This is a genomic window from Trebonia kvetii, assembly GCF_007827045.1.
GTDB lineage: Bacteria > Actinomycetota > Actinomycetes > Streptosporangiales > Streptosporangiaceae > Trebonia > Trebonia kvetii.
The window spans coordinates 763,335-789,669 of record NZ_RPFW01000004.1; the positions used below are offsets into that span (position 1 = coordinate 763,335).

At 71.1% G+C, this 26,335-nt stretch carries 30 protein-coding genes and 1 pseudogene; 14 read left to right on the plus strand and 17 right to left on the minus strand.

Annotated elements, in window-relative coordinates; all coding sequences use genetic code 11:
- The first annotated feature begins 160 nt into the window (after positions 1–160).
- Entirely contained in the window at positions 161–1,591 is a 1,431-nt protein-coding gene (locus EAS64_RS23425) for a hypothetical protein (protein WP_145856047.1), read from the plus strand.
- A 68-nt stretch (positions 1,592–1,659) separates the two neighbouring features.
- Entirely contained in the window at positions 1,660–3,069 is a 1,410-nt protein-coding gene (locus EAS64_RS23430; protein ID WP_145856049.1) for an alkaline phosphatase family protein, read from the plus strand.
- Between the two features lie 174 nt (positions 3,070–3,243).
- Here EAS64_RS23430 and EAS64_RS23435 read toward each other — a convergent pair whose 3' ends face one another.
- From EAS64_RS23435 to EAS64_RS23445, 3 genes are all read right to left on the minus strand, one after another.
- A complete protein-coding gene (locus tag EAS64_RS23435) occupies positions 3,244–3,465 on the minus strand; it encodes a hypothetical protein (protein ID WP_145856051.1) in 222 nt (73 codons plus the stop codon).
- 287 nt (positions 3,466–3,752) lie between these two features.
- Complete coding sequence (locus EAS64_RS23440) at positions 3,753–4,925, minus strand: hypothetical protein (RefSeq protein WP_145856053.1); 1,173 nt, start codon at positions 4,923–4,925, stop codon at positions 3,753–3,755.
- A gap of 180 nt (positions 4,926–5,105) precedes the next feature.
- Positions 5,106–5,546, minus strand: coding sequence for a GNAT family N-acetyltransferase (locus EAS64_RS23445; RefSeq protein WP_145856718.1), 441 nt, complete (start codon positions 5,544–5,546; stop codon positions 5,106–5,108).
- An 88-nt stretch (positions 5,547–5,634) separates the two neighbouring features.
- Here EAS64_RS23445 and EAS64_RS23450 point away from each other — a divergent pair, with 88 nt between their 5' ends.
- Genes EAS64_RS23450 through EAS64_RS23460 form a run of 3 tightly spaced genes read left to right on the plus strand, consistent with a single transcriptional unit; the run spans position 5,635 to position 7,840 of the window.
- On the plus strand, positions 5,635–6,708 hold the full coding sequence (locus EAS64_RS23450) for an MBL fold metallo-hydrolase (protein WP_187366128.1): 1,074 nt from the start codon (positions 5,635–5,637) through the stop codon (positions 6,706–6,708).
- A gap of 59 nt (positions 6,709–6,767) precedes the next feature.
- On the plus strand, positions 6,768–7,238 hold the full coding sequence (locus EAS64_RS23455; RefSeq protein WP_145856055.1) for a nuclear transport factor 2 family protein: 471 nt from the start codon (positions 6,768–6,770) through the stop codon (positions 7,236–7,238).
- A gap of 2 nt (positions 7,239–7,240) precedes the next feature.
- Positions 7,241–7,840 carry a TetR/AcrR family transcriptional regulator gene (locus EAS64_RS23460; RefSeq protein WP_145856057.1) on the plus strand — a complete coding sequence of 200 codons (600 nt, stop codon included), beginning with the start codon at positions 7,241–7,243 and terminating at the stop codon, positions 7,838–7,840.
- Here the strand turns inward: EAS64_RS23460 and EAS64_RS23465 are convergent.
- Positions 7,834–9,852, minus strand: coding sequence for an IPT/TIG domain-containing protein (locus EAS64_RS23465; protein ID WP_145856059.1), 2,019 nt, complete (start codon positions 9,850–9,852; stop codon positions 7,834–7,836). The genes EAS64_RS23460 and EAS64_RS23465 overlap by 7 nt on opposite strands.
- A 215-nt stretch (positions 9,853–10,067) precedes the next feature.
- On the opposite strand from EAS64_RS23465, the gene EAS64_RS23470 reads away from it, so the two are divergent.
- Positions 10,068–10,505, plus strand: coding sequence for an SRPBCC family protein (locus EAS64_RS23470; RefSeq protein WP_145856061.1), 438 nt, complete (start codon positions 10,068–10,070; stop codon positions 10,503–10,505).
- Positions 10,502–11,308: a DedA family protein gene (locus EAS64_RS23475; RefSeq protein ID WP_145856063.1), complete on the plus strand. Its 807-nt coding sequence runs from the start codon at positions 10,502–10,504 to the stop codon at positions 11,306–11,308. Before EAS64_RS23470 ends, EAS64_RS23475 begins: the two co-directional genes overlap by 4 nt.
- A gap of 113 nt (positions 11,309–11,421) precedes the next feature.
- Here EAS64_RS23475 and EAS64_RS23480 read toward each other — a convergent pair whose 3' ends face one another.
- Both EAS64_RS23480 and EAS64_RS23485 read right to left on the minus strand, forming a co-directional pair.
- Positions 11,422–11,757 carry a hypothetical protein gene (locus tag EAS64_RS23480; RefSeq protein ID WP_145856064.1) on the minus strand — a complete coding sequence of 112 codons (336 nt, stop codon included), beginning with the start codon at positions 11,755–11,757 and terminating at the stop codon, positions 11,422–11,424.
- Positions 11,758–11,762: 5 nt separating this feature from the next.
- Positions 11,763–12,011 (minus strand): hypothetical protein, encoded by a 249-nt coding sequence (locus tag EAS64_RS23485; protein WP_145856066.1) that lies wholly within the window; start codon positions 12,009–12,011, stop codon positions 11,763–11,765.
- Between the two features lie 233 nt (positions 12,012–12,244).
- Here EAS64_RS23485 and EAS64_RS43760 point away from each other — a divergent pair, with 233 nt between their 5' ends.
- Positions 12,245–12,388, plus strand: coding sequence for a hypothetical protein (locus EAS64_RS43760; protein ID WP_187366129.1), 144 nt, complete (start codon positions 12,245–12,247; stop codon positions 12,386–12,388).
- Positions 12,389–12,505: 117 nt separating this feature from the next.
- Here EAS64_RS43760 and EAS64_RS23495 read toward each other — a convergent pair whose 3' ends face one another.
- From EAS64_RS23495 to EAS64_RS23510, 4 genes are all read right to left on the minus strand, one after another.
- On the minus strand, positions 12,506–13,321 hold the full coding sequence (locus EAS64_RS23495; RefSeq protein WP_145856068.1) for an SDR family NAD(P)-dependent oxidoreductase: 816 nt from the start codon (positions 13,319–13,321) through the stop codon (positions 12,506–12,508).
- The gene (locus tag EAS64_RS23500) at positions 13,321–13,866 is read right to left on the minus strand and encodes a cupin domain-containing protein (RefSeq protein WP_145856070.1); all 546 of its coding nucleotides are present in this window, start codon (positions 13,864–13,866) and stop codon (positions 13,321–13,323) included. The genes EAS64_RS23495 and EAS64_RS23500 overlap by 1 nt, the downstream gene beginning before the upstream one ends.
- 192 nt (positions 13,867–14,058) lie before the next feature.
- The gene (locus tag EAS64_RS23505) at positions 14,059–14,226 is read right to left on the minus strand and encodes a MerR family DNA-binding transcriptional regulator (RefSeq protein ID WP_145856073.1); all 168 of its coding nucleotides are present in this window, start codon (positions 14,224–14,226) and stop codon (positions 14,059–14,061) included.
- 274 nt (positions 14,227–14,500) lie between these two features.
- Positions 14,501–15,496, minus strand: a complete 996-nt coding sequence (locus EAS64_RS23510) for an esterase/lipase family protein (protein ID WP_145856075.1) — start codon at positions 15,494–15,496, stop codon at positions 14,501–14,503.
- Positions 15,497–15,654: 158 nt separating this feature from the next.
- Here EAS64_RS23510 and EAS64_RS23515 point away from each other — a divergent pair, with 158 nt between their 5' ends.
- The 3 genes from EAS64_RS23515 (at position 15,655) to EAS64_RS43765 (ending at position 17,649) form a co-directional block, all read left to right on the plus strand.
- The gene (locus tag EAS64_RS23515) at positions 15,655–16,956 is read left to right on the plus strand and encodes a PucR family transcriptional regulator (protein ID WP_145856077.1); all 1,302 of its coding nucleotides are present in this window, start codon (positions 15,655–15,657) and stop codon (positions 16,954–16,956) included.
- Positions 16,957–17,058: 102 nt separating this feature from the next.
- Positions 17,059–17,439 carry a carboxymuconolactone decarboxylase family protein gene (locus tag EAS64_RS23520; protein WP_145856079.1) on the plus strand — a complete coding sequence of 127 codons (381 nt, stop codon included), beginning with the start codon at positions 17,059–17,061 and terminating at the stop codon, positions 17,437–17,439.
- A 39-nt stretch (positions 17,440–17,478) separates the two neighbouring features.
- Entirely contained in the window at positions 17,479–17,649 is a 171-nt protein-coding gene (locus EAS64_RS43765) for a DUF8730 family Cys-rich protein (protein ID WP_187366130.1), read from the plus strand.
- An 84-nt stretch (positions 17,650–17,733) separates the two neighbouring features.
- Here the strand turns inward: EAS64_RS43765 and EAS64_RS47560 are convergent.
- From EAS64_RS47560 to EAS64_RS23550, 6 genes and pseudogenes are all read right to left on the minus strand, one after another.
- A pseudogene (locus tag EAS64_RS47560) lies at positions 17,734–18,027 on the minus strand (DUF6285 domain-containing protein); the annotation flags it as partial.
- Entirely contained in the window at positions 18,027–19,046 is a 1,020-nt protein-coding gene (locus EAS64_RS23530; protein ID WP_145856081.1) for a phosphotransferase family protein, read from the minus strand. The pseudogene EAS64_RS47560 and the gene EAS64_RS23530, both read right to left, overlap by 1 nt.
- Positions 19,043–20,281 carry an acyl-CoA dehydrogenase family protein gene (locus EAS64_RS23535; RefSeq protein ID WP_145856083.1) on the minus strand — a complete coding sequence of 413 codons (1,239 nt, stop codon included), beginning with the start codon at positions 20,279–20,281 and terminating at the stop codon, positions 19,043–19,045. The genes EAS64_RS23530 and EAS64_RS23535 overlap by 4 nt, the downstream gene beginning before the upstream one ends.
- A gap of 89 nt (positions 20,282–20,370) precedes the next feature.
- Positions 20,371–20,991 (minus strand): TetR/AcrR family transcriptional regulator, encoded by a 621-nt coding sequence (locus EAS64_RS23540; protein ID WP_145856085.1) that lies wholly within the window; start codon positions 20,989–20,991, stop codon positions 20,371–20,373.
- 21 nt (positions 20,992–21,012) lie between these two features.
- Positions 21,013–22,506: a class I adenylate-forming enzyme family protein gene (locus tag EAS64_RS23545; protein ID WP_145856088.1), complete on the minus strand. Its 1,494-nt coding sequence runs from the start codon at positions 22,504–22,506 to the stop codon at positions 21,013–21,015.
- Entirely contained in the window at positions 22,506–23,087 is a 582-nt protein-coding gene (locus tag EAS64_RS23550) for a VOC family protein (RefSeq protein WP_145856090.1), read from the minus strand. The genes EAS64_RS23545 and EAS64_RS23550 overlap by 1 nt, the downstream gene beginning before the upstream one ends.
- 102 nt (positions 23,088–23,189) lie before the next feature.
- On the opposite strand from EAS64_RS23550, the gene EAS64_RS23555 reads away from it, so the two are divergent.
- The 3 genes from EAS64_RS23555 to EAS64_RS23565 all read left to right on the plus strand — a co-directional run bounded on the left by EAS64_RS23555 (position 23,190) and on the right by EAS64_RS23565 (position 25,908).
- Positions 23,190–24,317: an alpha/beta hydrolase gene (locus EAS64_RS23555; protein ID WP_246115822.1), complete on the plus strand. Its 1,128-nt coding sequence runs from the start codon at positions 23,190–23,192 to the stop codon at positions 24,315–24,317.
- A gap of 93 nt (positions 24,318–24,410) precedes the next feature.
- Positions 24,411–24,974, plus strand: coding sequence for a carboxymuconolactone decarboxylase family protein (locus EAS64_RS23560; RefSeq protein WP_145856091.1), 564 nt, complete (start codon positions 24,411–24,413; stop codon positions 24,972–24,974).
- Complete coding sequence (locus EAS64_RS23565; protein WP_246115823.1) at positions 24,967–25,908, plus strand: RNA polymerase sigma-70 factor; 942 nt, start codon at positions 24,967–24,969, stop codon at positions 25,906–25,908. Before EAS64_RS23560 ends, EAS64_RS23565 begins: the two co-directional genes overlap by 8 nt.
- A gap of 7 nt (positions 25,909–25,915) precedes the next feature.
- On the opposite strand, the gene EAS64_RS23570 is transcribed toward EAS64_RS23565, so the two are convergent.
- Positions 25,916–26,281 (minus strand): YciI family protein, encoded by a 366-nt coding sequence (locus tag EAS64_RS23570; protein ID WP_145856094.1) that lies wholly within the window; start codon positions 26,279–26,281, stop codon positions 25,916–25,918.
- Between the last annotated feature and the right edge of the window lie 54 nt (positions 26,282–26,335).

Consider the following 26,335-nt stretch of genomic DNA (forward strand, 5'->3'; position numbering starts at 1 on the left):
TGGGCAGGCGTTGCATAACCCGCAACGCCCAGCGCGGCGCCCCCCGCGCTGTGGCTTGGGTTAAGGCCTTGTGGTTGCGGTAGCCAGGGCGTCCAGAACCCGGACGCCCTGGCTGGCGCAGGCGGCGAAAACCCGCGCCGCCTGCCGATAGGCTCATGGCATGGCCCACGACCACGACCATGACGTCGCCGACGATGACTTCGACTTCGAGGACATCGACATCAAGGAGGCGCTCGGTCTGCCCGACGCCCTGCCGCCGATCCGCCTGCAACCACTGCATGAACTGGCCGCCCGCGCCCGGACGGCGCCGATCGCCGGCCAGCTCGCGGCGCTCGCCGAATGGGTCGGCAAGGACGGCAGGGAGATCGACGAAGCCGGCGACCTGACCCCCGATGGCCTCACCGAAGCCATCGCCACCCTCGGCGTGGAGCCGACGGACTTCGCCTTCCTGTGGGAATACGCGCTCGGCGTGGAGTGGCTCGTCTTCGACCCGGAGGACGACGACCGGGTGGTGCCCGGTGAGACCGCCGAAGACTGGACGTCGGGTGACGACGACCGGGTGTTCGCCGCGTGGTCGGGGACCATGGCCGCCGTGCTGTCTGAGACGCTCGACCTCTACGGGCCGGATCTCGAGGCCGACGAGGATCCCGACGAGCTCGAGTTCGACTTCGCCGGGCAGGGCATGGCGATCGCGGTCCTGCTTTTCCTCGCCCGCAGGGAAGGTCTCACCCTCGAGGAGTTCGCCGAGGTGCTGTGGGAGAACGCGGCAGGCGGGCACGACGAGGACGACGAAGAGGCGCACGGCGAGATAGCCGAGGCCCGTGCCGAGTGGGAGTCCGAGTACGGCGACGCTGCCCGGCTGCTGCTCGACAAGCTCGCGGACACCCTTGCGATCACCGAGACCGACGAGCTGATCCGGCTCACCCCGCTCGCCCTGGCGGCGCTGCACGAGCAGCTCGTCGAGGCCGGGGTGGAGATCCCGCTGCTGCCGCAGACCGCGGCGGAACTGTCCGGCGCCGAGCTGCTTGCCATGGCCGGCGGCGTCACCGACGCCGAGTTCGAGGCCGAGGTGGACGGGTGGACCGCCGCCCGCGGCAACGACGCGGCGGCCACGGAACTGCTCGAGCTCGCGGCCACGGCGGAGCCCGGCGAGCGGATGCTCGCGGTCGCCGCCGTCACCAGGATCGGCCCGCCAGCCGAGCCCGCCTGGCGGGCGAGCCTCGCGGTGCCGCAGGTCCGCGCCTACGCAAAGGTCGCGCTCGCCCAGCTGTCCGGCGTTGACGCCGAGGGAACCGGCCCCGCCGACCTGCCCGCCGAGCTCGAGATGGAGCCGGAGGACCTCGCCTGGGTCGCTACCGACCTGCTCTCGCTCGCCATCGACGAGGAGTTCCCCGACCCTGACTACCTCGCGGTCAGCTTCCGCGAGGCGGTGCCCGCGGGCCGTGAGGGCATGCTCTTCGAGGGCATGGCCCGCAGCGATCACCCGGACGCGGTGGACGTGCTCACCCACCTGGGTGAGTACCACCCGGACAAGCAGGTCGCGAAGGCGGCGCGCGGCGCCGCCCACAAAGCCGCCTCGCGTCGCGGTTAGTTCCCGCTAACGTTGTCATCGGGCCGGGAGAGCGCCGGCCCGATGGCAGCTACAGGGAGAAGGCGCCGATGACGACGTCCGCGGGAAACGGGAGCGGCCTGGCCGCGATCGAGCACATCGTGGTCTTGATGCTGGAGAACCGCTCGTTCGATCACATGCTCGGCTACCTGTACGCCGACAGCGGCAACGTCTCGCCATCCGGCCAGCCGTTTGAGGGTCTGTCAGGGAACGAGTCCTGCCCGGACAGCAATGGGAATCCGGTCGCCGTCTATCAGATCACGCCGGCGACGCCGCACGCCTACTTCATGCCTGGCGCCGATCCCGGCGAGGGCTACACGGCGACGAACAACCAGCTCTGGGGCTCGGCCACCGCCCCGGCAAGCGGCACGCCGGCCACGATGCAGGGGTTCGTGAAGGACTTCGCCTACACGATCAACTGGGAAACCAACAACAAGTGGACGATCGTCCCAGGCACGACGGCCAGCTGGATCATGGGCTGCTTCACCCCGCAGGCGCTTCCCGTCATGTCCGCGCTCGCCAAGGGCTATGCCGTCTGCGACCACTGGTATTCCTCCGCGCCGACCGAGACGCTGCCGAACCGCGCCCTCGCCCTGGCCGCCACCAGCCAGGGGCACATAGACGACCACACCAAGACCTACACCTGCCCGTCCATCTTCGGCACGCTGACCAAGGCGGGCGTGAGCTGGCGAGTCTTCGGTTACAACGCCCAGCCGCTGACCAAGGCCGATTTCCCCGACATCACAAGCGCGGACGCGTCGCACTTCGGCCTGTTCACCGACTTCAAGGCCGCCGCCGCGGCCGGCACGCTGCCCGCGTTCACCTTCCTCGAGCCGAGTTGGTCTTCCACGGGCAACAGCCAGCACCCGAACTACGATGTGGCGCTCGGCGAGCAGCTCATCCACGACACCTACGAGGCGCTGCGCTCAGGTCCCGGCTGGAACCAGACCCTGTTCGTCCTCACCTATGACGAGCACGGCGGCTGCTACGACCACGTGCCGCCGCCGTGGGGCGCGACCGTGCCGGACAACAGCGCGGGCGAGTTGAGCTTCGGCTTCGACCGGTTCGGCGTCCGCGTCCCGACGCTGCTCATCTCGCCGCTGATCGCTCCAGGCACCGTCTACCGGGTGCCCGACGGCACCACGCCGCTTGACCACACGTCCGTGCTCAAGACCGTCGAGCAGCGCTGGAACCTGCAGCCGCTGACCGCCCGCGACGCGGCCGCACCTGGCTTCGGCAACGTCATCACGCTGGCCACCCCGCGCGCCGACGACGTGCTGGCCGGCGTCACCGTCCCCGTTTCCGGCAGCGCGGGCCCGTCCGCTGGCCAGGTCTCCCACCTGGAGGCCATCCGCCAGGAACTCGTCGCCCGCTACACCCCTGGCGCCCGTGCCGACGCCGAGCCCGCGTACGCGCCCGGCACCGTCGTCCAGGACCCAGACCAGCGCCCCGCCTCCTAGATTGCCCCCCGCTGGCAGGCAGCCCCGATGGTTGTGGCAACCATACGGTTATAGGGGGACACGCCAATACCCAACCCGCCGCCTCACGATCGAGGCAAGCTACGCCCTCTGAAACCAGACATGCCGTGTCCGGGACGGCAGCATTAGGGCGCGGGGAGATGGAACCAGGCGGGATTATTGCCGCGGCGCTAGCGGCGGGCGCGAGACTAGGGCTGCAAGGCACAGGCCCGAGTCCCAGTCCTGGCTCTGCGACACGAACGGGTCCCCCCACACCCGGTCGGCTCGCATCACAAAGCCCAGGGCTTCCAGCACGTACACGGCGGCCACGAACCAGGCGGCCGGGCGCCAGCGGCGCGACGGCAGCCGCCCGTCGGGGAACCCGAGCAGCACGAACACGAAGCCCCCGCGTCGGGAACGTTCCAGCCGCCCGGCACCGTGTGCCGGCTGAGGTACGACAGCGGCAGTGCGCTCAGCAGAAACGCGGTCGACAGCGCCGCCACGCCGCCGGTCACCCAGCGAAGAGTCCGGGGTGTCATCCGCGCCTCCAGCGCGATCGCGCCGCCGGCCTGCCCGCAGGCTGGCCGGCGGCACCCGCATGTCAGCTGAAGTGTGAACCGCCTGGCCGTCCCCGGCAAGGGGGGCACCCTTACCGAGCCAGGGTGCCAGCATGCCCAACGGGATGGCTAGCTCCGGACGGCGATCAGGCTGAGGCGGGGGAGCGAGACCCCGAGGCCCTCGACGTGCCCGGTGCGGGCATCGACCGCGGCCAGCTTGCCCTGCGCGGTCACGACGAACAGCCACCGGCTATCGGGTGACCAGGCAAGCGTCTGGTCGGCCGCCGATTCCGCATCAAGGGAAACCGGGATTTGCTGATCGGATCCGGACACCAGGTTGAGCAGGTGAAGGGTTACCCGGTCGCCGCTGGCCGCCGCGATCGCCGCGGCCGAGCCGTCGGGGGCGATGACGCCAGGCCCCGCCGCGGTCAGGAACTCGGCCGAGGGACCGGGCAGCGCGCGCCGTGCCCCGGTGGCCGGGTCCACGACGACGTTCGAGCAGCGACGGCCAGCGGGGCAGTCAACGGCCAGCCACCGGGTCGGGCCGACCGCGGCCAGCGGTCCGGCGATCCGCTGGAAGCCGCCGAGCCGTACGTCGTCGTACGTGACACCCGTTTCGGAGTAAACGCTGACCAGCACACCGCCCCGGCCGTCCGAGGTCGCCTGCGAATAGCCGCCCGGCCACGCCTGCGAAGTGGTGCCGAACGGCGGCAGGCGCGCGGACACCCCGGTCTCGGTGCCGTCCATCCGGACCAGTGGCATCGACGTGGCCGAGGGTCCGGCTTGCACCCATGCTGTCCCTGGCTGCGGTCCCGGGATCACAATTCCGCCAGTGCCAAGCACACCAGAAAGGGGGCGGGCGGGCCGGCCATCGGGCACCAGGTAACCGGGCAGGTAATCCAGCCGGCTGATGATGGCCTCGTGCGGGCCAACGACAAGCGAGACCGGTCCACCGCTCTGCACCGGGACGGCCGTCTGCGTGATCCGGCCCGAGGCGAACTGAATCCGCACCACCCGGCCATCGCCATAGCCGAACAGCTCCCAGCTGGCCCGCACGCCAAGCAGACGGGGGCCTGCCTCGCCCGTGCTCACCGCGCCCGTGCTCGCCGGCCGAGCCCGCGGCGGGTTGTTCCCGTGCCCGATGATCAGCGTCACGGCCGCCGCGGCCACCGCGGCCAGCACGGCCCCGCAGGCAATCAGCAGCCGGCCCGGCCGCCAGCGGCCAACCGGGCGCCGCGGTCCAAAGCTGACCTGATCGCCCTCGTCCAGCGCCCGGCGGCGGGAGCTGTCATCACTGCGCACAATTCATCATCCACCGCCGCCCGCTCCGCCGAAACCACCCGATCCGGTCTTCCTTGCCCGGCGGAGCGCGGACGTCGGGCGATGGTTGTGGCAACCAGCCGCCTATAGGCGTATGGGTGCCGCAACCATACGCCCGGGCGTCAGCCCCGCGGCCCGGCGGCGCGGGAACCTCGACTCTTTCTACAGGGAGAGCTTGAATCCCTCGTGGGAGGCGGTGAAGCCGAGTGACTCGTAGAACCGGAGCGCGTCCGGGCGTCGCTTGTCGGAGGTGAGCTGCACCAGCCCGCAGCCGCGCTCGCGTGCCTGCCCGATCGCCCATTCGATCATCGCCCGGCCCAGCCCCTGGCCACGGTGTGCGGCCGCGACCCGGACTCCCTCGATCTGCGCCCGCAGCATGCCGTGCCGGCTCAGCCCTGGCAGGTAATTCAGCTGCAGCGTCCCGGCGAGCTGTCCGTCCGCCTCGGCCACGATGAGCCGGCTGCCTGGGTCCGCCTGTACCTGCTCGAACGCGACCAGGTAGGCGTCATCCGCGTCGCCCTCGCGTTCCGCGCCGAGCACGTCATCCGCAAGCAGTGCCACGATGGCCGGCACATCCTCGCGCCGCGCGTCCCGGAACATCATCACCAGCCCGAGAGTACCGGCGTACCAGGACAAGACCCGGGTCGGATACTGGTAACCAGCCCCGACAGCCCAGGGAGGACCACGACCGATGTGCGAAGCACCGACCGATCCGCGTGAGGTCGCCATGGCCGTTCCGCGTCCCGCCGCGGGGACGGCGGTCGACCCGGTGGGTCTTGAGCCGGTCGACGAGATCGTGGTCACCACGCTCGTCGACAACGTCTTCGACGCCCTGCTAGCCGGCGACGAGCGCACCACCCGGACCCCGCTCGGCGTCGGCCCGGTGCAGGCGCCGCAGTTCGAGACGGGGACCACCACCGTCGGGCTCATGGCGGAGCACGGATTTTCCGCACTGGTCAGCGTGCGGCGCGGTGCGGTCACCACCCGGCTGCTTTTCGACACCGGCTTGTCGCCTGACGCGATGGTGACCAATGCCGGCAGGCTCGGCATTGACCCATCCGACATCCAGGCGGTCATCCTGAGCCATGGTCACTGGGATCACGCCGGCGGCCTGGCGGGACTGGCCGGCCGGCGGGGAGTCCGGTCGCTGCCGATGGTGGTGCACCCGATGATCTGGACCCGGCGGCGGCTGTCGGTGCCGGGCCGTGAGCCCATGGAACTGCCGACCCTGAGCAGGCGGGCGCTCGAGGGCGAGGGCTTCGCGGTGCTCGAGCGCCGCGAGCCCTCGCTGCTCGTGGACGGCTGCGTGCTGATCACCGGGGAGGTCGACAGGACCACGGAATACGAGCGCGGCATGCCGCCCGCGCATCAGCGGTGGACCGGGGATGCGTGGGAACACGACCCGCTCGTCATTGACGACCAGGCGCTCGTGGTGAACGTGCGCGACCGCGGGCTCGTGGTGCTGACCGGCTGCGGGCACAGCGGAGTGGTGAACATCGTGCGGCATGCCCAGCGCCTCACCGGGGTGCCCGAGCTGCATGCCCTCATCGGCGGGTTCCATCTCAGCGGCACGGCGTTCGAGCCGATCATCGGCCGCACCGTGGACGCGCTCACCGGCCTTGCTCCCGGACTCGTCGTGCCCGGGCACTGCACCGGCTGGCGCGCGCAGCACGCGCTGGCGGCCGCCATGCCCGATGCCTGGGTCGCGGGCAGCAGCGGCTCGTCCTTCAAACTCGCCGCACCCGCCGGCCAGCTCCCTGACTGACCCTCCGGCGCCCCCGTGGTACGGTTTTACCGTTCGGTACAACTGAGGGGATGGACGCGATGGCACAGCGATCCCCGGTCCCGCCGTTTACGCCGGAGACCGCCGCGCAGAAGATCCGGGCCGCCGAGGACGCGTGGAACTCGCGCGATCCGCACCGGGTCTCCCTCGCCTACACGCCAGACAGCAGGTGGCGCAACCGTGCGCAGTTCATCAACGGGCGGGAGGAGATCGTCGAGTTCCTCACCGGCAAGTGGGCGCGCGAGCACGAGTACCGGCTGATCAAGGAGCTGTGGGCCTGCGACGGGGACCGCATCGCGGTGCGGTTCTGCTACGAGTGGCACGACGACGCGGGCCACTGGTACCGCGCCTGCGGCAACGAGAACTGGAAGTTCGACGCCGACGGCCTCATGGCAGAGCGCCACGCGAGCATCAACGACGTCCCGATCGCCGACGCCGACCGCAAGTTCCACTGGGACCGCGGCGGCCCGCGCCCGGCCGATCATCCGGGCCTCAGCGACCTGGGCTTGTGACCGTGCCGCGGCTCATGACCGAACGGGCCGCGGCGATCCCGGCGCTCGCGGAGGCCTTCCGCGAGCATGGATACGAGGGTGCGAGCCTCGCCGTGCTCTGCGCGGCCACCGGCCTTGGCAAGGGGAGCCTGTATAACTTCTTCCCCGGCGGCAAGGAAGAGATGGCCGCCGCCGTGCTCGCCGATGTCGACGCCTGGTTCACCGGCAGCGTCTTCGAGCCGCTGGGTAACGCGGAGGCGGGTGATGCCGGCGCGATCGGCGCCATGTTCGACGCCGTCACCGGCTACTTCGAGTCCGGCAGGCGCGTCTGCCTACAGGGCGCCTTCGCGCTCGGCGGGGAGCGCGACCTGTTCGCGGCGACGATCGCCGACTACTTCGAGCGCTGGATCGCCGCACTCGCCGCGGCCCTCAGCGCCGTGGGCGCCAGTACCGCGGGTGGCAGTGCGGAAGCAGCCCGCGTGACCGCGATCGAGACGGTCGCCGCCATCCAGGGCGCGATCGTGCTGTCGCGCGCCCTGGATGACCCGGAGATCTTCCCGCGGCTAATCGAGCGCTGCCGCATCCGCCTCAACGCTGCCGCGTCCGCCTCCGACGATCAGTAGCTGAAGGAGCCGCCTGCCGTCACGGGAGTGGTGCCGCCAGCGGTGACGACCCTGACCTGCACCGTGCCGGTGCCCGGGGGCGCGCTGACCTTCATCTCGCGTGAAGAGACGACCTTGAAGTGAGCGGCGAGCTTGGTGCCGAAGTACACCTTCTTGACGAAGGCGAACCCGGACCCGGTGATGGTGACCGTGGTCCCGCCGCCGGCCGGACCTGACGCGGGCGAAAGTTTCCCAAGCGCGGGCTTGGCCAGGAAGTTGAACACTGACCGCCCGGTGAGCGGGCTCGGGCCGCCGTCTCTGGTCACTACCGTCAGGTAGCTCGCCTGCTTCCCGGCCGGCGCCTTGACGGTCAGCTCGGTCGGCGAACTGACCGCGACGGTCCTGACCAGGGCGGAGCCGAAGTACACGCCAGAGACGTGACGGAAGTTGGTGCCCTTGATTGTGACGGCCGTCCCGCCGCCGGCCGGCCCGGCGTGCACTGACATGGACGTCACGGCCGGGGCGGGAGCCGGGTAGCCGTGCACAACGACGGTCTGGTAGACCTTCCCGGCGATGGATACCTGCACCTTGGTCACGCCCTTGGGGGTGCCGGCGACGGTGACCGTGTAGTACCCGTTGAGCCCGATCGAGGCTGACCCGGTCTTCACCGTTCCCGTGGGCAGGGTGAACGTCACCCGGGCGGTGCCCGTGTGGAGGGCCCGGTACTGGCCGGTTACGGTCGCGGTCCGGCCGGCCAGGGCGGCCACGGTCGGTCCGCTGACCTCAGGCAGCCACCTCGCGGCCAGCTTGACGGCTGCCGCGACGCCCGACAGCCGCGTTCCGGCGGCCGCCTTCGACGCGCCGGAACCGCCGCCACCGGTTGTTGTCTCCCAGAGCGCGTTGTCGGTGGTCGTCACGCAGAAGCTGACCGAGGCGCAGGCGACGCTGCCCTCCTCGTTGGACGTGTCCGAGGTGGCGACTGTCCAGGAGTTGCCACCGTCGGCTGTGCCGACAAGCCCGACAGTGGTCCCCGCGCCCGTCGCCCGGCAGTGCGCCGCATCCGGGCAGGCGATCGAGTACATCCAGCCGGTGTTGTCGTAGGTCTCCATGCCGCTCCACGTCGCCCCGCCGTCGGTCGAGCTGATCACGACAGGTCCGGCCGCCGAGGTCGCAGCGGCGGCGGCGTAGCACGTCGGCAGTCCACCCGAGCCGTTCACGCAGGACAGCCCGAATATCTCCTGCAGGCCGGTCAGCGTCGGGTCAGTCGACCGCGACCATGTCTCGCCGCCATCGGTGGTGAAGATGACTTGCGCGAGCCCGTCGCCTACATCCAGGCCGCCGCCCGCGACGCAGTCGAGGGCTGACGTGCAGGCGATGGCGTCGAGCGCATAGGTCCCTTGCGGGTCGTACTGCGTGATCGCCGGCAGGTTCGTGAACCAGGTCCAGTTCGCGCCCCCGTCCGTCGTCTCGCCGAGGACCGGCGTGAAGCCCGGAGCCACGCCGGGAGAGTCGTCGCCCGCGATCCAGCACGTGGTGGCGGAAACGCAGTCGATGGACGTTAGCTGCCACGAAAAGGGCAGATTCGCCGGCGTCATGTCGGTCCAGGTCTTGCCGCCGTCTGTCGTCTCGGCAACGCCAGGGCCGTACGCGGGGGCAGGGGAGTACCCGGCCAGCCAGCAGACGGTCGTCGTCGGGCAGGACGCCGCATTGGGATACGACATCGCGGCCGACAAGGTGGCGTAGTGCTGCCAGCTTGCCCCGGCGTCCGCCGTCACGCTGACGGTGTACCCGAGGTTATTCAGCTGGCTAACAGTCAGGCAGAACGAGGTTCCCGATGTGCAGGAGGCAAGCGAAGGCACACCCGGCACCACAGGGCCGGGCAGGCTAACCGCCTGCCACCCGCTGTTGCCAGGTCCCGCGGATGCGGTCGCCGGCCCGGCGGTCAGCGACAACGACAGAACCGTGGTCACCGCGGCCACGACGGCTGTGACCAGGGTAAGCAGGCGGCCACGGCCGCGGAACTGCGACTTCACAGGGGGACTCTTTCCTGACGGCGCCCGGCCCGGCTGGCCCCTTGTGGCGCTGATCCACTAGCGGGATCTTAGGGACAGAACTGAACAAGAAACAGGCGTTTCGCGGTGAATTCTGAGTGCGCCCTCCGTCACGGTGATCCGCCGGCGGTCGCGGCGACGCATTGTCCTTGAGAGCCCCGCCCCCAGCGGCGCGACTCAAGGGAGGGGAACCAGGCATGCCACGTGTCAGTCATCATTTCGTCGTCGACCGTCCGATCCAGGACGTATTCGCCGTGGTCAGCACGGCCCGGTTCTGGCCGGAATGGCATCCGGCCACCCGGGGCGTCGAGGGCGACATCGACCATTCGGCCCAGCTTGGTGACAAGATCACCGAGCACGTCACGATCGCGGGCATCGAGGGGACCGGCATCTGGACGGTCACCGAGCACAACCCGCCGCACGGCATGGCCCTGGAGGCCGACCTGTCGTTCGGCCACCTGCGCATCGGCTACGAGCTCACCAGCGCCGGGTTCGGCGGCACCCGCCTCCAGCGCGACCTCGACTTCCCCGAACTCGGGCCGGTGATCCACGCGGCCATGGAAAACCAGTCCGCCGAGGGCATCGCCGGCCTCGCCCGCCTCGTCGAGCGCGAGGTCCCGGCGCCCGCGCCATGAAGAGCGCCGCAGCGGGCGTGAGCGGGTTCGCGGCCGTGATCCTGCTGCTGCCGATGGAGGCGGGCATCCCGGTTCCGCTCCCCGCCGACCTGGTCATGTTCACGGTGGGGGAGCGGGTCGGCGCGGGCCAGTTCCCGCTGTGGCTGGCGGTGGCGGCGTTCGAGATCATCGCGGTCGCCGGGACGGCGGCGCTGTTCGCGGCCTGCCGTGGACCGGCCCACCGGCTCATTGACAGGTACGGGCCGCGCGTCGGCCTGACCAATGCGCGCGTCGGCCGCGCGGCCGCTTTCGCGGAAAGGCGCGGCAGGATCGGGCTCGCGGTGGGGCGCGCCACCCCGGGACTGCGGACGCTTACCGTGATCGCCGCGGGCGTCTCCGGAGTGCGCGGACGCCGTGCGCTGCCCGCGCTCATCCTCGGCAGCAGCGTGTTCCTCCAGCTGCACCTGGTCCTGGGCCTGCTGCTCGGTCCCCTCGCGGTCCGCGCCTTCGACCAGGCCAAGGGCCCGGCGCTCGCGGCCATCGCCGCCCTGGCCGTCGCGATGGCGGCGTTCTGGCTCGCCAAGCGGCGACGGCGGGCAACCTGGACGGAGGCCGTCTGCCCGGCGTGCATCGGGTTGCGGCTGCTCGCCGAGCGCGCGCCGGCCCTCTCCGAGCTGACCGGCGACGACACGGCGCCGGTCACCGCCCGGCCGGGAGGCGGCACAGCGCCGGATGCCGGCCAGGCGGCGGAGATTCCGGAGGCCAGGGCGGCCGGGAAGCCGGTGCTGGATTACCCGAAGAATCCTGGCACGCGTCGCGGCTGACCAGCCGCCAGCGCGGGGTTGTGCGGGGGAGAGCCACCCGCACCCGTTCGGGAGGAAAGTCTTAAGGATCATCCCGAACGGGTGCGTGCTCCGCCTGAGCAGGCAACGGTTACTCAGGTCGCGGTGACGACGATGGCGCCGGTGTAGCTGGCGCCGGGGTTGATGGCGGTCGGGGTGCCGTCGACCGTCATGGTGACCTTCTTGCCGTGCTGCCCGGTCACCGCTGAGGTGGCGTCGAGCGACAGCTCGGTCAGGTAGGACGTGCCGGTCACGTTCCACTTGCTGTGGCTGGCAAGCGAGACGATGACGCCGTTGTTGACGGCCGCCTGCGGGGCGTTGCTGACCTTGCCGAGGTCGTACCAGTTGTCGGAGTCGATCGTGGCCACGAAGTGCGTCGAAAGCGCCGCCGTGAGGGTGCCGGTGACACTGGAGGCCGACAGGTTCACCACCAGGTTCAGGCCGCTGGCCGGCGCCGGGCCCGGGCCGCCGCCGCCGGTGGCCGGGCCGCCGCGGTAGCCGTTGTAGAAGTCGCCGGCCAGGGTGGCTGCGGTGCGTAGGTGGCGGTGCCGCCGGTGAAGATGGTGGCGTAGGTGCCCACGTTGAACTGGGTGCCGAGCAGGTACTCGGTGGCGTTGCCGATGACGTAGGTGCCATAGCCGCTGTCGCCGGTGTTGCCGACCACGGAGTTGACCGCGACCAGCATCGGAAGCCGCCATTTGCGCATAGCTGCCATACGGCTTGGTGATTTCTCCAGCGCTGGCGCGCGTTGTTAACGTCGCTCGGGAACGGTCGCACCGGTGTGATCTGCCCAGGGCAGCGCGCCAGGAAAGGGTTACAGCCGATGGGCAAGCCTGACGGGAAGGTCGCGCTGATCAGCGGGACCGCACGTGGCATGGGCCGCGGCGGCGCTTGAGTTCGCGGCGCAGGGGGCGGCGGGTGCCGCCGCCGCTCGTGCCCGGCGACGTGGTCACCCTGGAGGTCGAGGGGCTCGGCACGGTCCGCAACATGATCGTCGAGTCCGCGCCCTGCCCGCCGATTCCGCAGGCCCGTCGCGGCCAGCCCCGCGGTCCCCGGCACTAGGGACCAATTTTCCGGCTCCGGCCGGTCCGCGGCGTGGCGGGCTGTGGCCGGTTCGGAGACACGCGGCACCTGCGCAAGCCGGTGCCGGGCGTCACTCCGCCGTCATCTGCGGCCGCGTTACCCCGCGGCCTTCGCCGCGCGGGCCAGGGCGTCGGATATCGCCTTGGCGCCTCCGTGCGAGGTGTGGCCGCCGTCGACGGGGATCTCCGCGCCGTTCAGGTAGGACGCGCGCGCCGACAGCAGGAACACCACTACGTCGGCGACCTCCTTGGCCTGTCCGAACCGGCCCGCGAGGGTCTGCTCGATGCTGGCCTGGACGAAGACGGGGCTGGCGTCGTCGAGTATCGGCGTCTCGATCGGGCCGGGATGCACGATGTTGACGCGGACGCCGCGCGGCGCAAGTTCGAGCGCCGCTGCCTTGGTCAGTCCGCGCAGCCCCCACTTGGAGACCGTGTAGGCGAGCGCGAAGTGCGCGGTGAGGCCGGCGATCGAGCCGATGTTGACGATGGACGCGCCGTCGTGATCCGGCATCAGCGGCGCGAGCGTCCGCATGCCGAGCATGGTGCCGGTCAGGTTGATGCCGATCACCCGCTCCCAGCCGGCCAGGTCCATGTCGGCGAGCTTGGCCCGGTACGGGATGCCCGCGTTGTTCACCAGTCCGTGCAGCACACCGCCGGACGATGGAGCGCCGGCGGCCAGGTAGGCCGCGAGGTCCGCCCACTGGGCCTCGCTCGACACGTCCAGGTGCCGGTACTCCATCGTGCCTGGCCCGGCCGCCGTCAGCCGCTCGGCGAGCGCCTCGCCCTCGTCGTCGAGTATGTCGGCGCCGACCACCCGGACGCCCTCGCGCACCAGGATCTCCGCCTCGGCGGCGCCCTGGCCGCGGGCGGCGCCGGTGACGACGATCGTCCGCCCGGCAAGTTCGTAGTCCATCAGGCCTCTCCCTCGTGAACACGAGTGTTCGGCGCGTGCATGGGGTCGTGCAGCAGGCCGCCGAGCACCTCGCTGCCGAGCGTGTCGAGAAGGTCCGGCGCGAACGCGCCGTCGACAAGGATGAACGCCATCCGCGCGATGCCGTCCGACCGGTTCTCCCAGCGGTGATTGGTGCCCCGCTGCACCACGACGTCACCGGCCCGCAGCACCGTCTCGCTGTCGTCGAGCACCAGCACGACCTCACCGGACAGCACGATTCCGTAATCGACCGACTGGGTGCGGTGCACCGGGGAGACCACGCCTGGCGGGAACTCGTTGATCCGGATCTTGGTGCCGTTCGGCGACGGCGGCACGGTCAGCGCGGACAGCGTCGGATCGGGCTCGGCCGCCGCGATGGACACGGGCATCGCGGCGGTGGACCAGATCTCGTAGAAGTACGCGCCGTCAGGCGCGTTCCTTGTGACGGCGACGGGTCCGTCGGACGCGAAGACGGACACGCCGCGCTCGTCGTGCCCGGTGACGACCCGGCGGGGGATAGTAGGCATGCGCCCCATCGAAGCACCCGGCGGCCGCGCGGTCACTACCGTGGCGATCGCCTTCGTGAATACCTGGTATCAATCGCGCTGACTGTCAATCGCGGCGCGCGGCCTGGCCGGCCCCGTCAGGTGGGCAGGGCCGCCAGGGCCCGGGGAGCGGGAAGTCGGCCGCCACCGGGGGCAGCGACGCCGCCGCCTCGGTCAGGATCCGGCGCAGCCACGCCTGCTCCGGCGTCGACGCGGGGTCCGGGTGCTCCGCTCGGACGGGACCACCAGGCCGATCTGGTCGTAGTGGTGCAGCGCCCGGACGGTCAGCCCGGTCGCGACCGCCACGTCCCCGATCCGCCACGCGCGTTCATCGGTCGCCATGACCCTGAGGATGCCACCTCACGTAACGTCAGGTTCAAGCCCTTCGCGGTTAGCGACAAAGACCGGCACTCCTGGCAGCTTGGTTGATGTGCTAACCCGTGCGACCCGTCCGCGCTCGTCTACTCCGCCGCGCGAACCCAGCCGGCGTATTCCGCGAGCCGTGGCCGGCGGGCGGCACTGACACGCGGTCGTGAGGCGGCGTCCCGGGCCGGCGCCGCCGCTGACGCGACCCTCGCCGCCCGCAACGCGTAGCCGCCGTTGGCGGCCGGGCAAGTTAGAGAGCGGGGACCGGGCCGACGGGGCCGGTGACCGGCAGCACGACCAGGCAGGGGACGCGTACCCGGTGCGACGGGTCGAGGGCGTTGAGCATGTCGGCCATCGCGATCGGGTCGGCGGCGATCTCCAGGTGGTCGCTGCCGTCGAGCACGCACTGATGCTGCACGGTGATGTTGGTGACGTTGGCCGCGCCGGGCAAGAACGCGTTCGTGTACGGCGTGACCACCTCGTCGTCGACGCTCTCGATCACGGTGTAATGCACGCCGGGAACCGTCGGCGCGGCGTTGAGTCCGCCGAGAAAGGCCGATCCCTGCTCCTGCTGCACGCAGGCCGCGCAGACGGAACTGAGCGGTCCGTTGATCTGGCCGGCCACGCCGAGCAGGGTGGCGAGCTCGGTGATGCCGTCGAGTGTGGTGCCGTAGTTGGACGGCGCCAATGCCACGAAGTCGTTGACCTTGGCGCCGCCGCCGAGGAAGTTGAGGTAGTACCTGGGCATCATGCCACCCTGGGAGTGGCCGACCAGGTCGACCCTGGACGCGCCGGTCGCGGCGAGCACCGTGTTCACGAACGTGACGAGCTGGGCCGCCGAGGCGGCGATGTCGCCGGTGCCCTGGATGGCCGACGAGGCCGATGCGCCGCCGTAGTTGAACGCGTAGACGCAGTAGCCGTGGTTGGCGAGCAGCGGCGATGCCGCCTGCCAGTTGTCGTCCATGTTGGCGAATGTGCCGTGGACGAGGACCACCGGGTAGGGATGGGCGGCGCTCGGCTGGCAGGACCAGTTGTTGGCGCCGGGCGGCGGCGTCTGCGGTGCCAGCGCGGCGACAGTCGCCCCGGCGATGAAGTCGTAGTTGACCGGCAGCGCGGTGGCCGCCCGGGCGGGGGCCGCTAGTACCGGCCCGAGCGCGACGGCCGCTGCCATCGTCGCCGCCGCGGTCACGGTGGCGACGCGGAACAGAACGCGGCGGTTGCCGCCCGGCACACGTGACGAACGCATCGGCGGATCCCTTCCTTGGGGGTTATTAGTCACCTCATTAGAGATCCGGGCCCGGCGCGCGTCTGCTCACCACGGTGACTGAGTCCGGCCGCCACTTATCACTCCGCAATAAAAACCAGCCAGTGACAGCGGAATTACTCGCAAGTAACATCAGCGGTGTGGAAAAGTACGCCGAAGTACTTTTGACCGGCCAGCCGCCAGGCCCCGATGGCCAGGCGCCAGGCTCGGCTGCAGCAGCGGGCTGGCTGCCTCCCGCGTTCGGAACGCTCGCCGAGGACATCGCCGCCGCCGTCATGAGCGAGGTCGAGGAGTACGCGCAGCCAGCCGACGAGGAGGCCGCCCGGGCCGTGCGCCGCGTGGCCAGGGACGCCGTGGCGGGCTTCGCCGCCCGCCTCACCGGCCCGGCGGCGTCTCCGGTGGCACAGCCGCCGGGGGCGGCGTCGGCGGCAGGCATGTTCCGCGACCTTGGCAGGCTCCTCGCCATGGAGGGGCGCAGCCTCGGCGCGCTGCACGCCGCACTGCGGGTCGGCGCGCGGGTCACCTGGCACCGCCTGCTTGAGCAGGCGAGGCAGGGCAGCGGGAACCCGGAAACGTTCACCCGCGTCGGCGAGACGGTCTTCTGGTACCTCGATGAGCTCACCGCCTCCTGCTCGGCAGGCTATGCCGAGGCACGGGCCGAGCTCGCCGGTGACACGAACGAACTGCGGCGGCGCCTGCTCGACATGCTCACGTCGAGCCCGGCCCCTCCCGCTCCGGCGATCGCGGGCCTGGCCAGGGCGGCCGGCTGGCCGCTGCCGCGGCGGGTGGCCGCGGTGGCGCTCACCCCGCTTGCCGGGCGTGCCTGCGGTCCGCTGCCGCCAGGAGTGCTCGCCGACCTGACGCGGCGCGACCCGTGCCTGCTCATCGCCGACCCGGACGGCCCCGGCCGACGGCAGCAGCTCGCGACCCTGCTTGGCGGCTGGCTGACAACGGCTGAACCCGATGGCGGCCGCGCGCCGTCCCACGCGCAGCTGGCCGCGGTCGGGCCGTTGGTGTCGCTGACCGGAGCGGGTGGGTCGCTGCGCTGGGCGGGCCGGGCGCTCGCTCTGGCCGGGCGGGGCCTCATCCGGGTGGAGAGCAGCGCCGGCGGGGCGGCGGGGATCGCCTGGTGCGAGGACCACCTGCCGACACTGGTGCTGCTTGCCGACGAGGACCTGGCGGCGGCGCTCAGCAGGCAGGCGCTCACGCCGCTGCGCGGGCTGCGCCCCGACCAGGCTGACCGGCTGGCGCGGACGCTGCTGGCCTGGCTGGAGAGCGCCGACGACGCCAATGCCGCGGCCCGCCTGCTGCACGTGCATCCGCAGACGATCCGCTACCGGCTGCGACAGGTAAGCGAGCTGTTCGGTGACGCTCTCGGCGAGCCGGACACGCGGTTCAGGCTGCTGCTCGCCCTGCGGGCCAGGCTGCTGCTCGGCGCGTAGCTCGTCGCGGCGTCAGGCCAGGGCACGCACATCCCCCCAGGGGGATAGGGTACGATCGTGGTATCCCCGTGGGGGGATGTTCAACGGAAGGAGTCCCACCGCATGTCTGACCACGCCTCCGCACACGGCAAGACCGTGCTTCGCCAGCAATCTCCGCTTCACCGCGAGCTCCGCCGCGCCATCCCAGACGTCTACGCGGGCTTCGGCGAGTTGCACCGGGCGGCGTTCGCCGACGGGGTGCTCGACGTCCGGACCAAGGAGCTCATCGCCCTGGCGATCGGAGTCGTGGAGGGCTGCGACGGCTGCATCGCCTCGCACGCCCAGGCGGCGGCACAGGCCGGCGCGACCCGCCAGGAGGCCGCGGAGGCGATCGGCGTCACCTTCCTGATGAAGGGCGGCCCCGCCACGATCTACGGTCCGCGCGCCTACGATGCCTTCTGCGAGTTCGCGCAGGCCCGCGAGGCTGGCGAGAACGCGGCCTGACGGCCACCCCACCAGATAGCGAAGAAAAAGGAAGCCTCGATGTGCCGTCCCGTCCCCTGTAAGACCTGCGGCAAGACCAGCTGGGCCGGCTGCGGCCAGCACGTGGCTCAGGTCAAGGCCGGCGTCCCCGCAGACCAGTGGTGTGCCGGGCACCCGGCCGCGGCAGGGAAGCAGCAGGGCCGCCTGGCCAAGCTTTTCCGCCTGCGCTAACCCCTGACGTCGCAGCGGCGTGTCGTAGCCCGGGTGCGCGACGGCGAGCCGGGTCGCGACAATGGCGCGGAACTCCCTGGCGATCTCGGCGAGCTGGTGGTCGCGGCGGCCGGCCCGGATCTCGGCGGCCAGCTCCGCCTCGTCGGCGGCCCCGAGCCGGGCGAGCAGGCCGGCGTAGGCGCGCTGGTCGGCTTCGCCGCGCGCCAGTTCCCGCTCGACCATGGCAAGCGCGTTCGCGGCGACGCGGGCGCCGAACCCGGACGGCGGGGGCGCGCTTCCCGCGGCGGCGGCCGCGAGGGATTCCCTGACGGCGGCCACCAGCTCGCCGAGCGTGGGCCGGCCGTAGACGGTGTGGCCGGCGGCTGAGGAGGCAGGCATCAGGCGATCCCCTGTTCCGCGAGCAGCTCAAGTAGGTCCCACTCGTTCTCGCAGGCGCGGCGGCCGACGGCGGCGAGCTCGACGGAGCGGGTCTGGCCGGACAGGTGACGGTGGGCCTGGTACTGACACAGCACCCCCCAGCGCAGCGTGCCGAGTACCTGCCACCAGCGCAGCGCGTCCCTGTCGACCGCCCTGCCCGCCGCGCGTTCGTAGCCGGCGACGAACTCCTCGATCGAGCCGAGACCGCCCGCCGGCCGGTCGTCCGCGCCGAAACGCCAGGCCCGGACGCAGAACCAGCCAAGGTCCTCCAGCGGATCGCCGCGGTGCACCAGCTCCCAGTCGAGCACCGCGGCGAGCCCCGAGTCGTCCACCATCAGGTTGCCGAGTCGGAAGTCGCCGTGCACGATGGCGCTGCCGCCAGGCGCTGGGCGATGGTGCAGCAGCCAGCGCAGCGCGACCTCGAAGACGGCGCTGGGCTGCCCAAGCGAGTCCATCCAGTCACCCCACAGCACGAGCGGGTCATGCTCGGGCAACCCGAGGACGGAGTCAGGGTCGGCCGCGTGCAGCGCGGCGAGCGCCGTCGCGGACTGCGCGAGCAGCCGCTGGCGCGCGCCGGGAGTGGCCGACCGCAGGATGCGACGGGGGATGGTCTCACCGGGAACCCGGGCGCTGACCAGGTATCCGCAGCCGAGAGCGCTGGTGTCGTCACTCGCGCAGAGCACCGCGGGCACGGGCATCCCGGCTGCGGCGGCGGCCCGCTGGCTGGCCGCCTCGAGCTCCATCCCGGCGTTGAGGCCCCCGCTGGTGTCACCGTCTGGGTCGACTGGCTTGCCCGTCCGCAGCACGAGCTCGTGCTTGCGGCCGTCGCCGCCGTGCACCTGGATTCCCCAGATCTGCCTGCTCGCCCCGCCGGACAGCGGCTCCACCCGGCCGACGCGCAGGCCGGGTCCGAGGACCGGGGCGAGCAGCTCGGGCAGCCGGTCCGCGATCGCCGCCGAGGACTGGCCGGGGCCGGTCATCCGCGGCCGAATCCGAACAGCCGCTGCGCGACCCGGCGCATCTGCATCTCCTCCGAGCCCTCGGTGATCCGGTAGCGGCGGTGGTGGCGGTAGATGTGCTCGAACGGCTGGTGCCTGGTGTAGCCAAGGCCGCCGAAAACCTGCATCGCGCGGTCAGCAGCGTCGCAGGCCAGCCGGTTCGCGCGGTAGTTCGCCATCGCGACGTGATCGGAGACCGCCATGTGGTGCTCGCGGTCGAGCTCCGCCGCGGTGGACCGCACAAGCAGCCGGACCATCTGCGCCTCGGTCTGCAGTTCCACGAGCGGCCACTGGATGGCCTGGTTGACAGCCAGCGGACGGCCGAACACCGTGCGTTCCTTGGCGTAGCGGACGGCCTCGTTGATGCAGTACTGCGCCGCGCCCAGGCTGGAGGCGGCCTGCCTGATGCGGTTCTCGTGGACGAACGCCTGCGCGACGTCGAGCCCGCCGTCCACCTTGCCGAGTACCGCGTCGGCCGGGACGCGGACGTCATGCAGCACGACCTCCGCGTGGTCGGTCGGCATGTTGAAGGTCCACCAGTAGAACGGGATTTCGAAGCCGGGTGCGCCGACCGGGACGATGAAGGCGGTGATGCCCCGTGCCTCGCCAGCGCGGCCGGAGGTACGGGCGAAGACCAGGTCATGCGTCGCCCGGTGCACGCCGGTATTGAACCGCTTGGTGCCGTTGATGCGCCAGCCGTCGCCATCGGCCTCCGCGGTGGTCTCCAGCCATGTCGCGTCCGTGCCGTGCTCCGGCTCGGTCAGGCCGAAGGCAAGCGAGCGCTCGCCTGCGAGCATCGCCTGCGCCCAGGCCGCGCGCTGGGCATCGGTGCCGAAGCGGTCCATCATGATCACCAGCGGGAAGTTCCCGACGATGGAGGACTCGTCCTGCAGGTCGTTGTGGAGTCCGAGACCCCGGGTGGCCAGGTGCTCGCGGATGACGGCCATGTCGAGGTTGCTGCCGTCCTGGCCGCCGAGCGCGGCGGGCAGGCCGTAGCGCAGCCAGCCGGCGGCGTCGGCGAGCCTGCGCATCTGGGTGAGCAGTTCCTCCCACTCCCGGCTGGGCAGGCCGCCGCGATCAAGGTCGGTACGCGCGAACTCGCGCCGCTCGTCGAAGAACTGCTTGTGCTGCTCCTGCAGCGGCACGATCTCCGCCTCGATGAACGCGTCCATGCGCTGGAGCAGCGGCGGCAGGTGGTCTGGCAGGTCGAAGTTCACGTATGTTCTCCGTTGAACGTGACTGTACCGATCACTCGATAGGACTAGTTGAACATGTCGAGGATGCCCTTGCCAGCCACCGCGCGCGGCTAGGCGCGCCCGTCCTCGGCTCGCCAGTAGACCGCCTTAACCCAGATGGTGGCCACCGCGTCCAGGGCACGCTCATCGTCGAGCGGCACGCCCTTCTCGCCGCCCTGCCCGAGCCAGATGTAGCAGAAGTGCTCGAGCATGGCCGACAGTGCCGAGGCCGTCATGACCGGATCGACACCCGGGCAGTAGCCCCGCGCCTGCGCCAGCCGTACCTCGCCGGCGATCCGCCTGATCGCCTCGCCGCGCAGCTCAAGCCAGCGGTCGTGGAAGCTGCCCTCGACCATCGCGGCCTGAAAGATGCCGATCAGCTCGCCGCGCCGCTTTGCGTAGGTCCGCCAGAACCCGGCGACCGCCTCGCGCAGCGCGTCCGGGCCGGCCAGGCCGGCCCGGAACGGCAGCATCGCCAGGGACGTCGCTTCCTCGTGGAACTCCTCGGCGAGCGCGATGAGCAGGTCCGCCTTGGTGTCGTAGTAGTTGTAAAAGGACGCCGCCGACCGGCCGGCCTCCGCCGCGATGTCACCGATCTTGGCGTTGAGGTAGCCGTCGCGCGCGAACACCACCCGGGCGGCCTCCTTGAAGGCCTCATCGGTGGCACGTCCCTTGCGCCCCGTCCTGGTCACGAGGCCCCCGTCATGCGACTGTCACGAGACGCGCCTGTCCTGCCCGGCCCAGAACGGCCCGCGCAGCTCCGCGCGCAGCACCTTCCCCGTCGCGTTGCGCGGCAGCTCCTCGACGACAGTGACGCCGGTGGGGCACTTGTACCCGGCGAGCCGCTCGCGGGCAAAGCTCAGCAGCTCGTCGGTGTCCAGGCCGGGCCCGGCGACGACCACCGCGTGCACGGTCTCGCCCCGCCGCGCGTCGGGGATGCCGATCACAGCGATGTCGGCGACCGCCGGGTGCCCGGCGAGCACCGCCTCGACCTCGGCGGGGTACACGTTCTCGCCGCCGGTGATCACCATGTCCTTGAGCCGCTCGACGATCGTGATGAAGCCGTCGGCGTCGAGGGTTCCCACATCCCCGGTCCGGTAGAAGCCGTCGGGGGTGAGGGTCGCGGCGGTGGCCTCGGCGTCGTTCCAGTAGCCGGGCAGCGGTTCCGCACCGCACACCTGGATCTCGCCGAGGTCGCCGAGCCGCACCTCCCAGCCGAGCGACGGCCGGCCGGCCGTGGCCAGCCGCCCCCGCGCTGGGTCGTGGTCGCGCGGCGAGAGCGAGCTGATCGGCAGCGGACCGGTCTCGGTGCTCGCGTAGTTCTGCCGGAAGCGGCAGCCGAGCACGGTGACGGCGCGCTCGAGCGCGTCCGGCCTGATCGGCGAGGCGCCGTAGACGATCTCGATCAGGTTCGACAGGTCAGGACGCTGCGCGCGCGAGCTCACCTCGGCCGTCACCGCCGCGATGAGCGTGGGGACCAGCTGCGTCAGCTGGATCCGGCGGCTGGCCAGCTCGTCGACGTACCCGGCCGGGTCGAACCCGCCGAGCAGGTGCAGGTGCCCGCCGGTGAACAGCACGTAGACCAGGTTCGCCAGGCCCGCGACGTGAAACAGCGGCAGTGCGCTCAGGTGCCTGGCGCCTGGCGCCGCCTCGGGCACCTCCAGGCTCATGAACGTGACCGCGCCGATCAGCTGATCGTGCGTCAGCGGCACGAGCTTGGGCCGTCCGGTGGTGCCGCTCGTGTGCAGCAGCAGGGCGGGCTCGGCGCCGCGCAGCCGGTCGGCAGGACGCGCGGGCGGTAGTGCCTGGCCGCCCCCGCCGAGACCTGGCAGCAGGCGGACGCCCAGGGGAGCGGCGCCCGCTGCGGCAAGCGCCGCGCAGTCGTCGTCGGTCACTACGACCCCCGGCCTCATCAGCTCGAGCAACGCGGTCACCTCAGGCGCGGCGAGCCGCCAGTTGACCGCGGCGGGCAGCGCGCCCGCCCTGATCAGGCCGAGCACGGCCGTCACCCAGCCCGCCTGGTTGCGCGCGATGACCGGCACCACGTCGCCAGGACCGACGCCGGCCGCCGCGAACGCGCCGGCGGACGCCTCCACGGTGTTGAGCAGCGCCGCGTAGCTCAGCTCAGCGCCGCGGTCGTCAGACACCGCCACCAGGTCGGGCTGTACTGCGGCCCGCCATTCGAGCACGTGGACCAGGGAGAGCATCAGGCTCTCGCGCCGGTGCGGTCGGCACCAGTCCGGTCAGCACTGGTCTTCGGCTCGTGCCGCACGTCGCCCGGCTGGCCCATGACCCGTCGCCAGCAGGCGAACTCGAGCAGGATTCCGTCGGGGTCCTGGAAGTAGAAGGAACGAACGAACACGCCAGGGTGCAGTTCGCGGGCGACGCCGAACTCGCTGTCGTCGTGGTCGAGGATCGGGGACACCCGGACGCCCTTGGCCTTCAGCTTGGCCCGGTACTCGAGGAACCGCTCCTCAGGCACGTTGAACGCGACGTGGTTCATCGAGCCGACCGCGCTCGTCCACTCGCCGATGCCGGGCACCGTGACCGGCGCGGAGACGCCGGGCACCGCGTCGGGCGCGTCGGGGAACCAGAAGAACGCCAGCGCGTTGCCTCCCCCCATGTCGAAGAAGAAGTGCTGCCCGGCCCCGAGGCCCAGGTTGATCGTCTTGATCAGCCGCATGCCGAGCACCTGCGTGTAGAACTCGACGGTGCGCTTCATGTCCGAGCAGACGAGCGCCAGGTGGTTGACGCCGCCGATGTCGAACTCCTCGTTCCGCCATTCCATGCGGGCCTCCCTGAAACTAAAACTGAAGTTAGATTCAGTTTTGCGCCCGGAAACTGTACAGTCAAGCTCCAGCACAGCATTCGCAGCGAAGCGAGGTGTCTCTTGGCCGATATCGTCAGGGAGTTCGTTGGCCTGCCGTCACCGGCGATCGGCCGGGCGGGCGCGGGCGGTCACCCCTGTCAGGGCATTTACCACCGGCCGGCCGGCCAGGCGCCCACGACGGCGTTCATCGCGTCCCACTACAACGTCGACTTCTCCGAGCACTACCTGGCCAGCTACCTGGCCGAGCGCGGGTACGGCTTCCTCGGCTGGAACACCAGGTTCCGCGGCAACGAGGCCAACTTCCTGCTCGACCACGCGCTCGCGGAGATCGGCGTCGGTGTCCGCTGGCTGCGCGAGCAGGCCGGGGTGGAGCGGGTGGTGCTGCTCGGCAACTCGGGCGGCGGGTCGCTGATGGCCGCCTACCACTCGCAGGCCGTCGAGCCGAACGTCACGCCGGTCACCGGGATGCGGCCGCTCGCCGCCCTCGATGACCTGCCGCCTGGCGACCTGTTCGTCGCGCTCGCCGCGCACTCCGGCAGGCCCGAGGTGCTGACCGCGTGGCTTGACCCGTCGGTCACCGACGAGCGCGACCCGCTGTCGGTGGACCCCGCGCTCGACCCGTTCAACCCGGGCAACGGGCCGCCCTACAGCGCGGACTTCCAGCTCCGCTACCGCGGCGCCCAGCGGGAGCGCAATGACCGGATCACCGACTGGGCGCTCGCCGAACTGGATGCCCTGGACGGCACGAGGGCCAGGGACAAGCTGTTCCTCCTCGCCCGCAACTGGGCGGACCTGCGCATGATCGACCCCTCGATCGAGCCGTCGGACCGGCGGCCGAACTGGTGCTACCTCGGCGAGCCGGTGAAGGCCAACTACGGCGTGTTCGGCGTCGGCATGGTCAGCACGCTGCGCACCTGGCTGTCCATGTGGAGCCTGCGGACCTCGCAGTGCATCGCGGCGCCGCACCTGGCCAGGATCGCCGTGCCGTCGCTTGTCGTGCACGCCACGGCCGACGCCTGCGTGTACGACAGCGACGCCCGGCGGATCTTCGACGCGGTCGGCGCCGCCGACAAGACGCTCGAGTTCATCAAGGCGGACCACTACCTGCTTGAGCCCGACGGCGCGCGGGATCAAGCGGCCGACCTCATCGCGGCCTGGGTGGCGGACCGGTCGTTAGCGGGTTCCTGACGGGATCCACTCCTGGTTCGCGCCTGTCACATCTGGACGGCCTGCCCGTGTCTTAAGTATGTGCGGAACTCGGAGCAAGGAAGGGACCCCGTTATGGCGCGCATATCACTTGATCCGCCACGGACGCTCAGCTACCGGCTCGCCGCCCGGTTCAGCCGCCGCAGGTACGGCACCGTACTCGATCCGGTGGCCGCGGTGGCGCACAACGCGCCGGTCGGCCTCGCCTACGGGCTGTTCGAGCTCCAGGTGGAGCGGTGGCACAAGCTGGACCGAGGGCTGAAGGACCTGGCGGTCATGATGGCGGCCGCGACGATAGGCTGCTCGTGGTGCATGGACTTCGGCTACTGGGAGTCTGTCATGAAGCACGACGTGCCTGCCGAGAAGCTCCGCGCCGTGCCGCGCTGGCGCGATAGCGACGTCTTCACCGAGCTTGACCGGCTGGTGCTCGAATACGCCGAGGCGATGACGGCCACCCCGCCGAGCGTCACCGACGAGATGGCGGCCCGGCTGCGCGGTCACCTCGGCGACGCGCGGCTTATCGAGCTGACCGCGATCGTGGCGGTGGAGAACCTGCGGTCCCGGATCAACGCCGCGCTCGGGCTCACGTCGCAGGGCTTCAAGGACCGGTGCGAGATCGCGGCGGGCGCCAGTGCCTGACGGCAGCGACCCGCCTGACGCGAGCGACGACCCTGGCATCAGAGACGCGGAGGTCTTCGAGGCGCACCGGGACCTCATGTTCGCGGTGGCCTATCGGATGCTCGGCACGATCACCGACGCCGAGGACGCGGTACAGGACGCCTGGCTGCGCTGGTCGGCGGCGCCGCGCTCGCAGGTCGCTGACCCGGGAGCCTACCTGGCCAGGATCGCCGTCAACACCGCGCTCAACCGGCTGCGCGCGGCGCGGGCGCGCCGTGAGGCCTATGTCGGCCCGTGGTTGCCTGAGCCCCTGCTCACCGAGACGGGACCAGATCCCGCCGACCGGGCGGAGCTGGCGGAGTCGGTGTCGATGGCCATGCTGGTGGTGCTCGAGTCGCTGTCGCCGGACGAGCGCGCCGTCTTCGTGCTGCGTGAGGTGTTCGGGTTCTCCCACGCCGAGATCGGCGCCACGCTCGGTAAGCCGGATGCGGCCGTGCGGCAACTCGCCCACCGGGCGCGCGAGCACGTCCAGGCGCGCAGGCCGCGGTTCGACGTGGACTGGAATCAGCAGCGTGAGGTCACCGACCGGTTCCTCGCCGCCGCCGCGGGCGGTGACATCGAGGGCCTGGTGTCGGTGCTCGCGCCCAGCGTGACGCTGCTCAGCGACGGTGGCGGCAAGGCGAAGGCGGCGCTGCGGCCGATCACCGGCCCGGCCAAGGTGGCGCGGTTCATCGCGGGCATTGCCACCCGGCCGTACATGGGTACCGACATCTCGGCCATGAGCATCGACGCGGCCGAGATCAACGGCGCCCCCGGCACGTTGATCTCGGCCGGCGGCCGTCCGATCGCCGTTCTGACGATGGCCGTCGCCGACGGTCGCATCACCGCGATCCAGCTGCTCGCCAACCCCGACAAGCTGGGCGCGATCGCCAGCGGCCGCACGCTGCTCAGGTAATCGCGTGTCAGCGCTCGGCGTTCAGCGTGCGATGCGGGAAGCGGTGCACCTCCTGCGGCCAGCCGACCGCGACCGCGATCCTGCCTGCCCAGTACCGCGCCTGGGCATCGTCGGGCACATCGACAACCGCGAAGCCGCCAAGGTGCTCCTTGGTCTCGGTGAACGGCCCGTCGGTGAAGACGGGCGAACCGCTGGCCGGGTCGACGCTGCAGATGGCGGTCGACGCGTCGAGCCCGCCGTCGCTGAAGACGAAGACGCCGGCGGCCGTCATCTCCTCGATCACGGCCCGCCCGGACGCGCCCCTCTCGCGCAGATCCTCCAGCGTGAGTTCGGGCACCCACTCGTCGTTGAAGGCGATCAGGTACAGCGCCATCTCATGCTCCTCTGCTCACGGGCAGCCCGGACGACTGCCCCTCATCATCGCTAC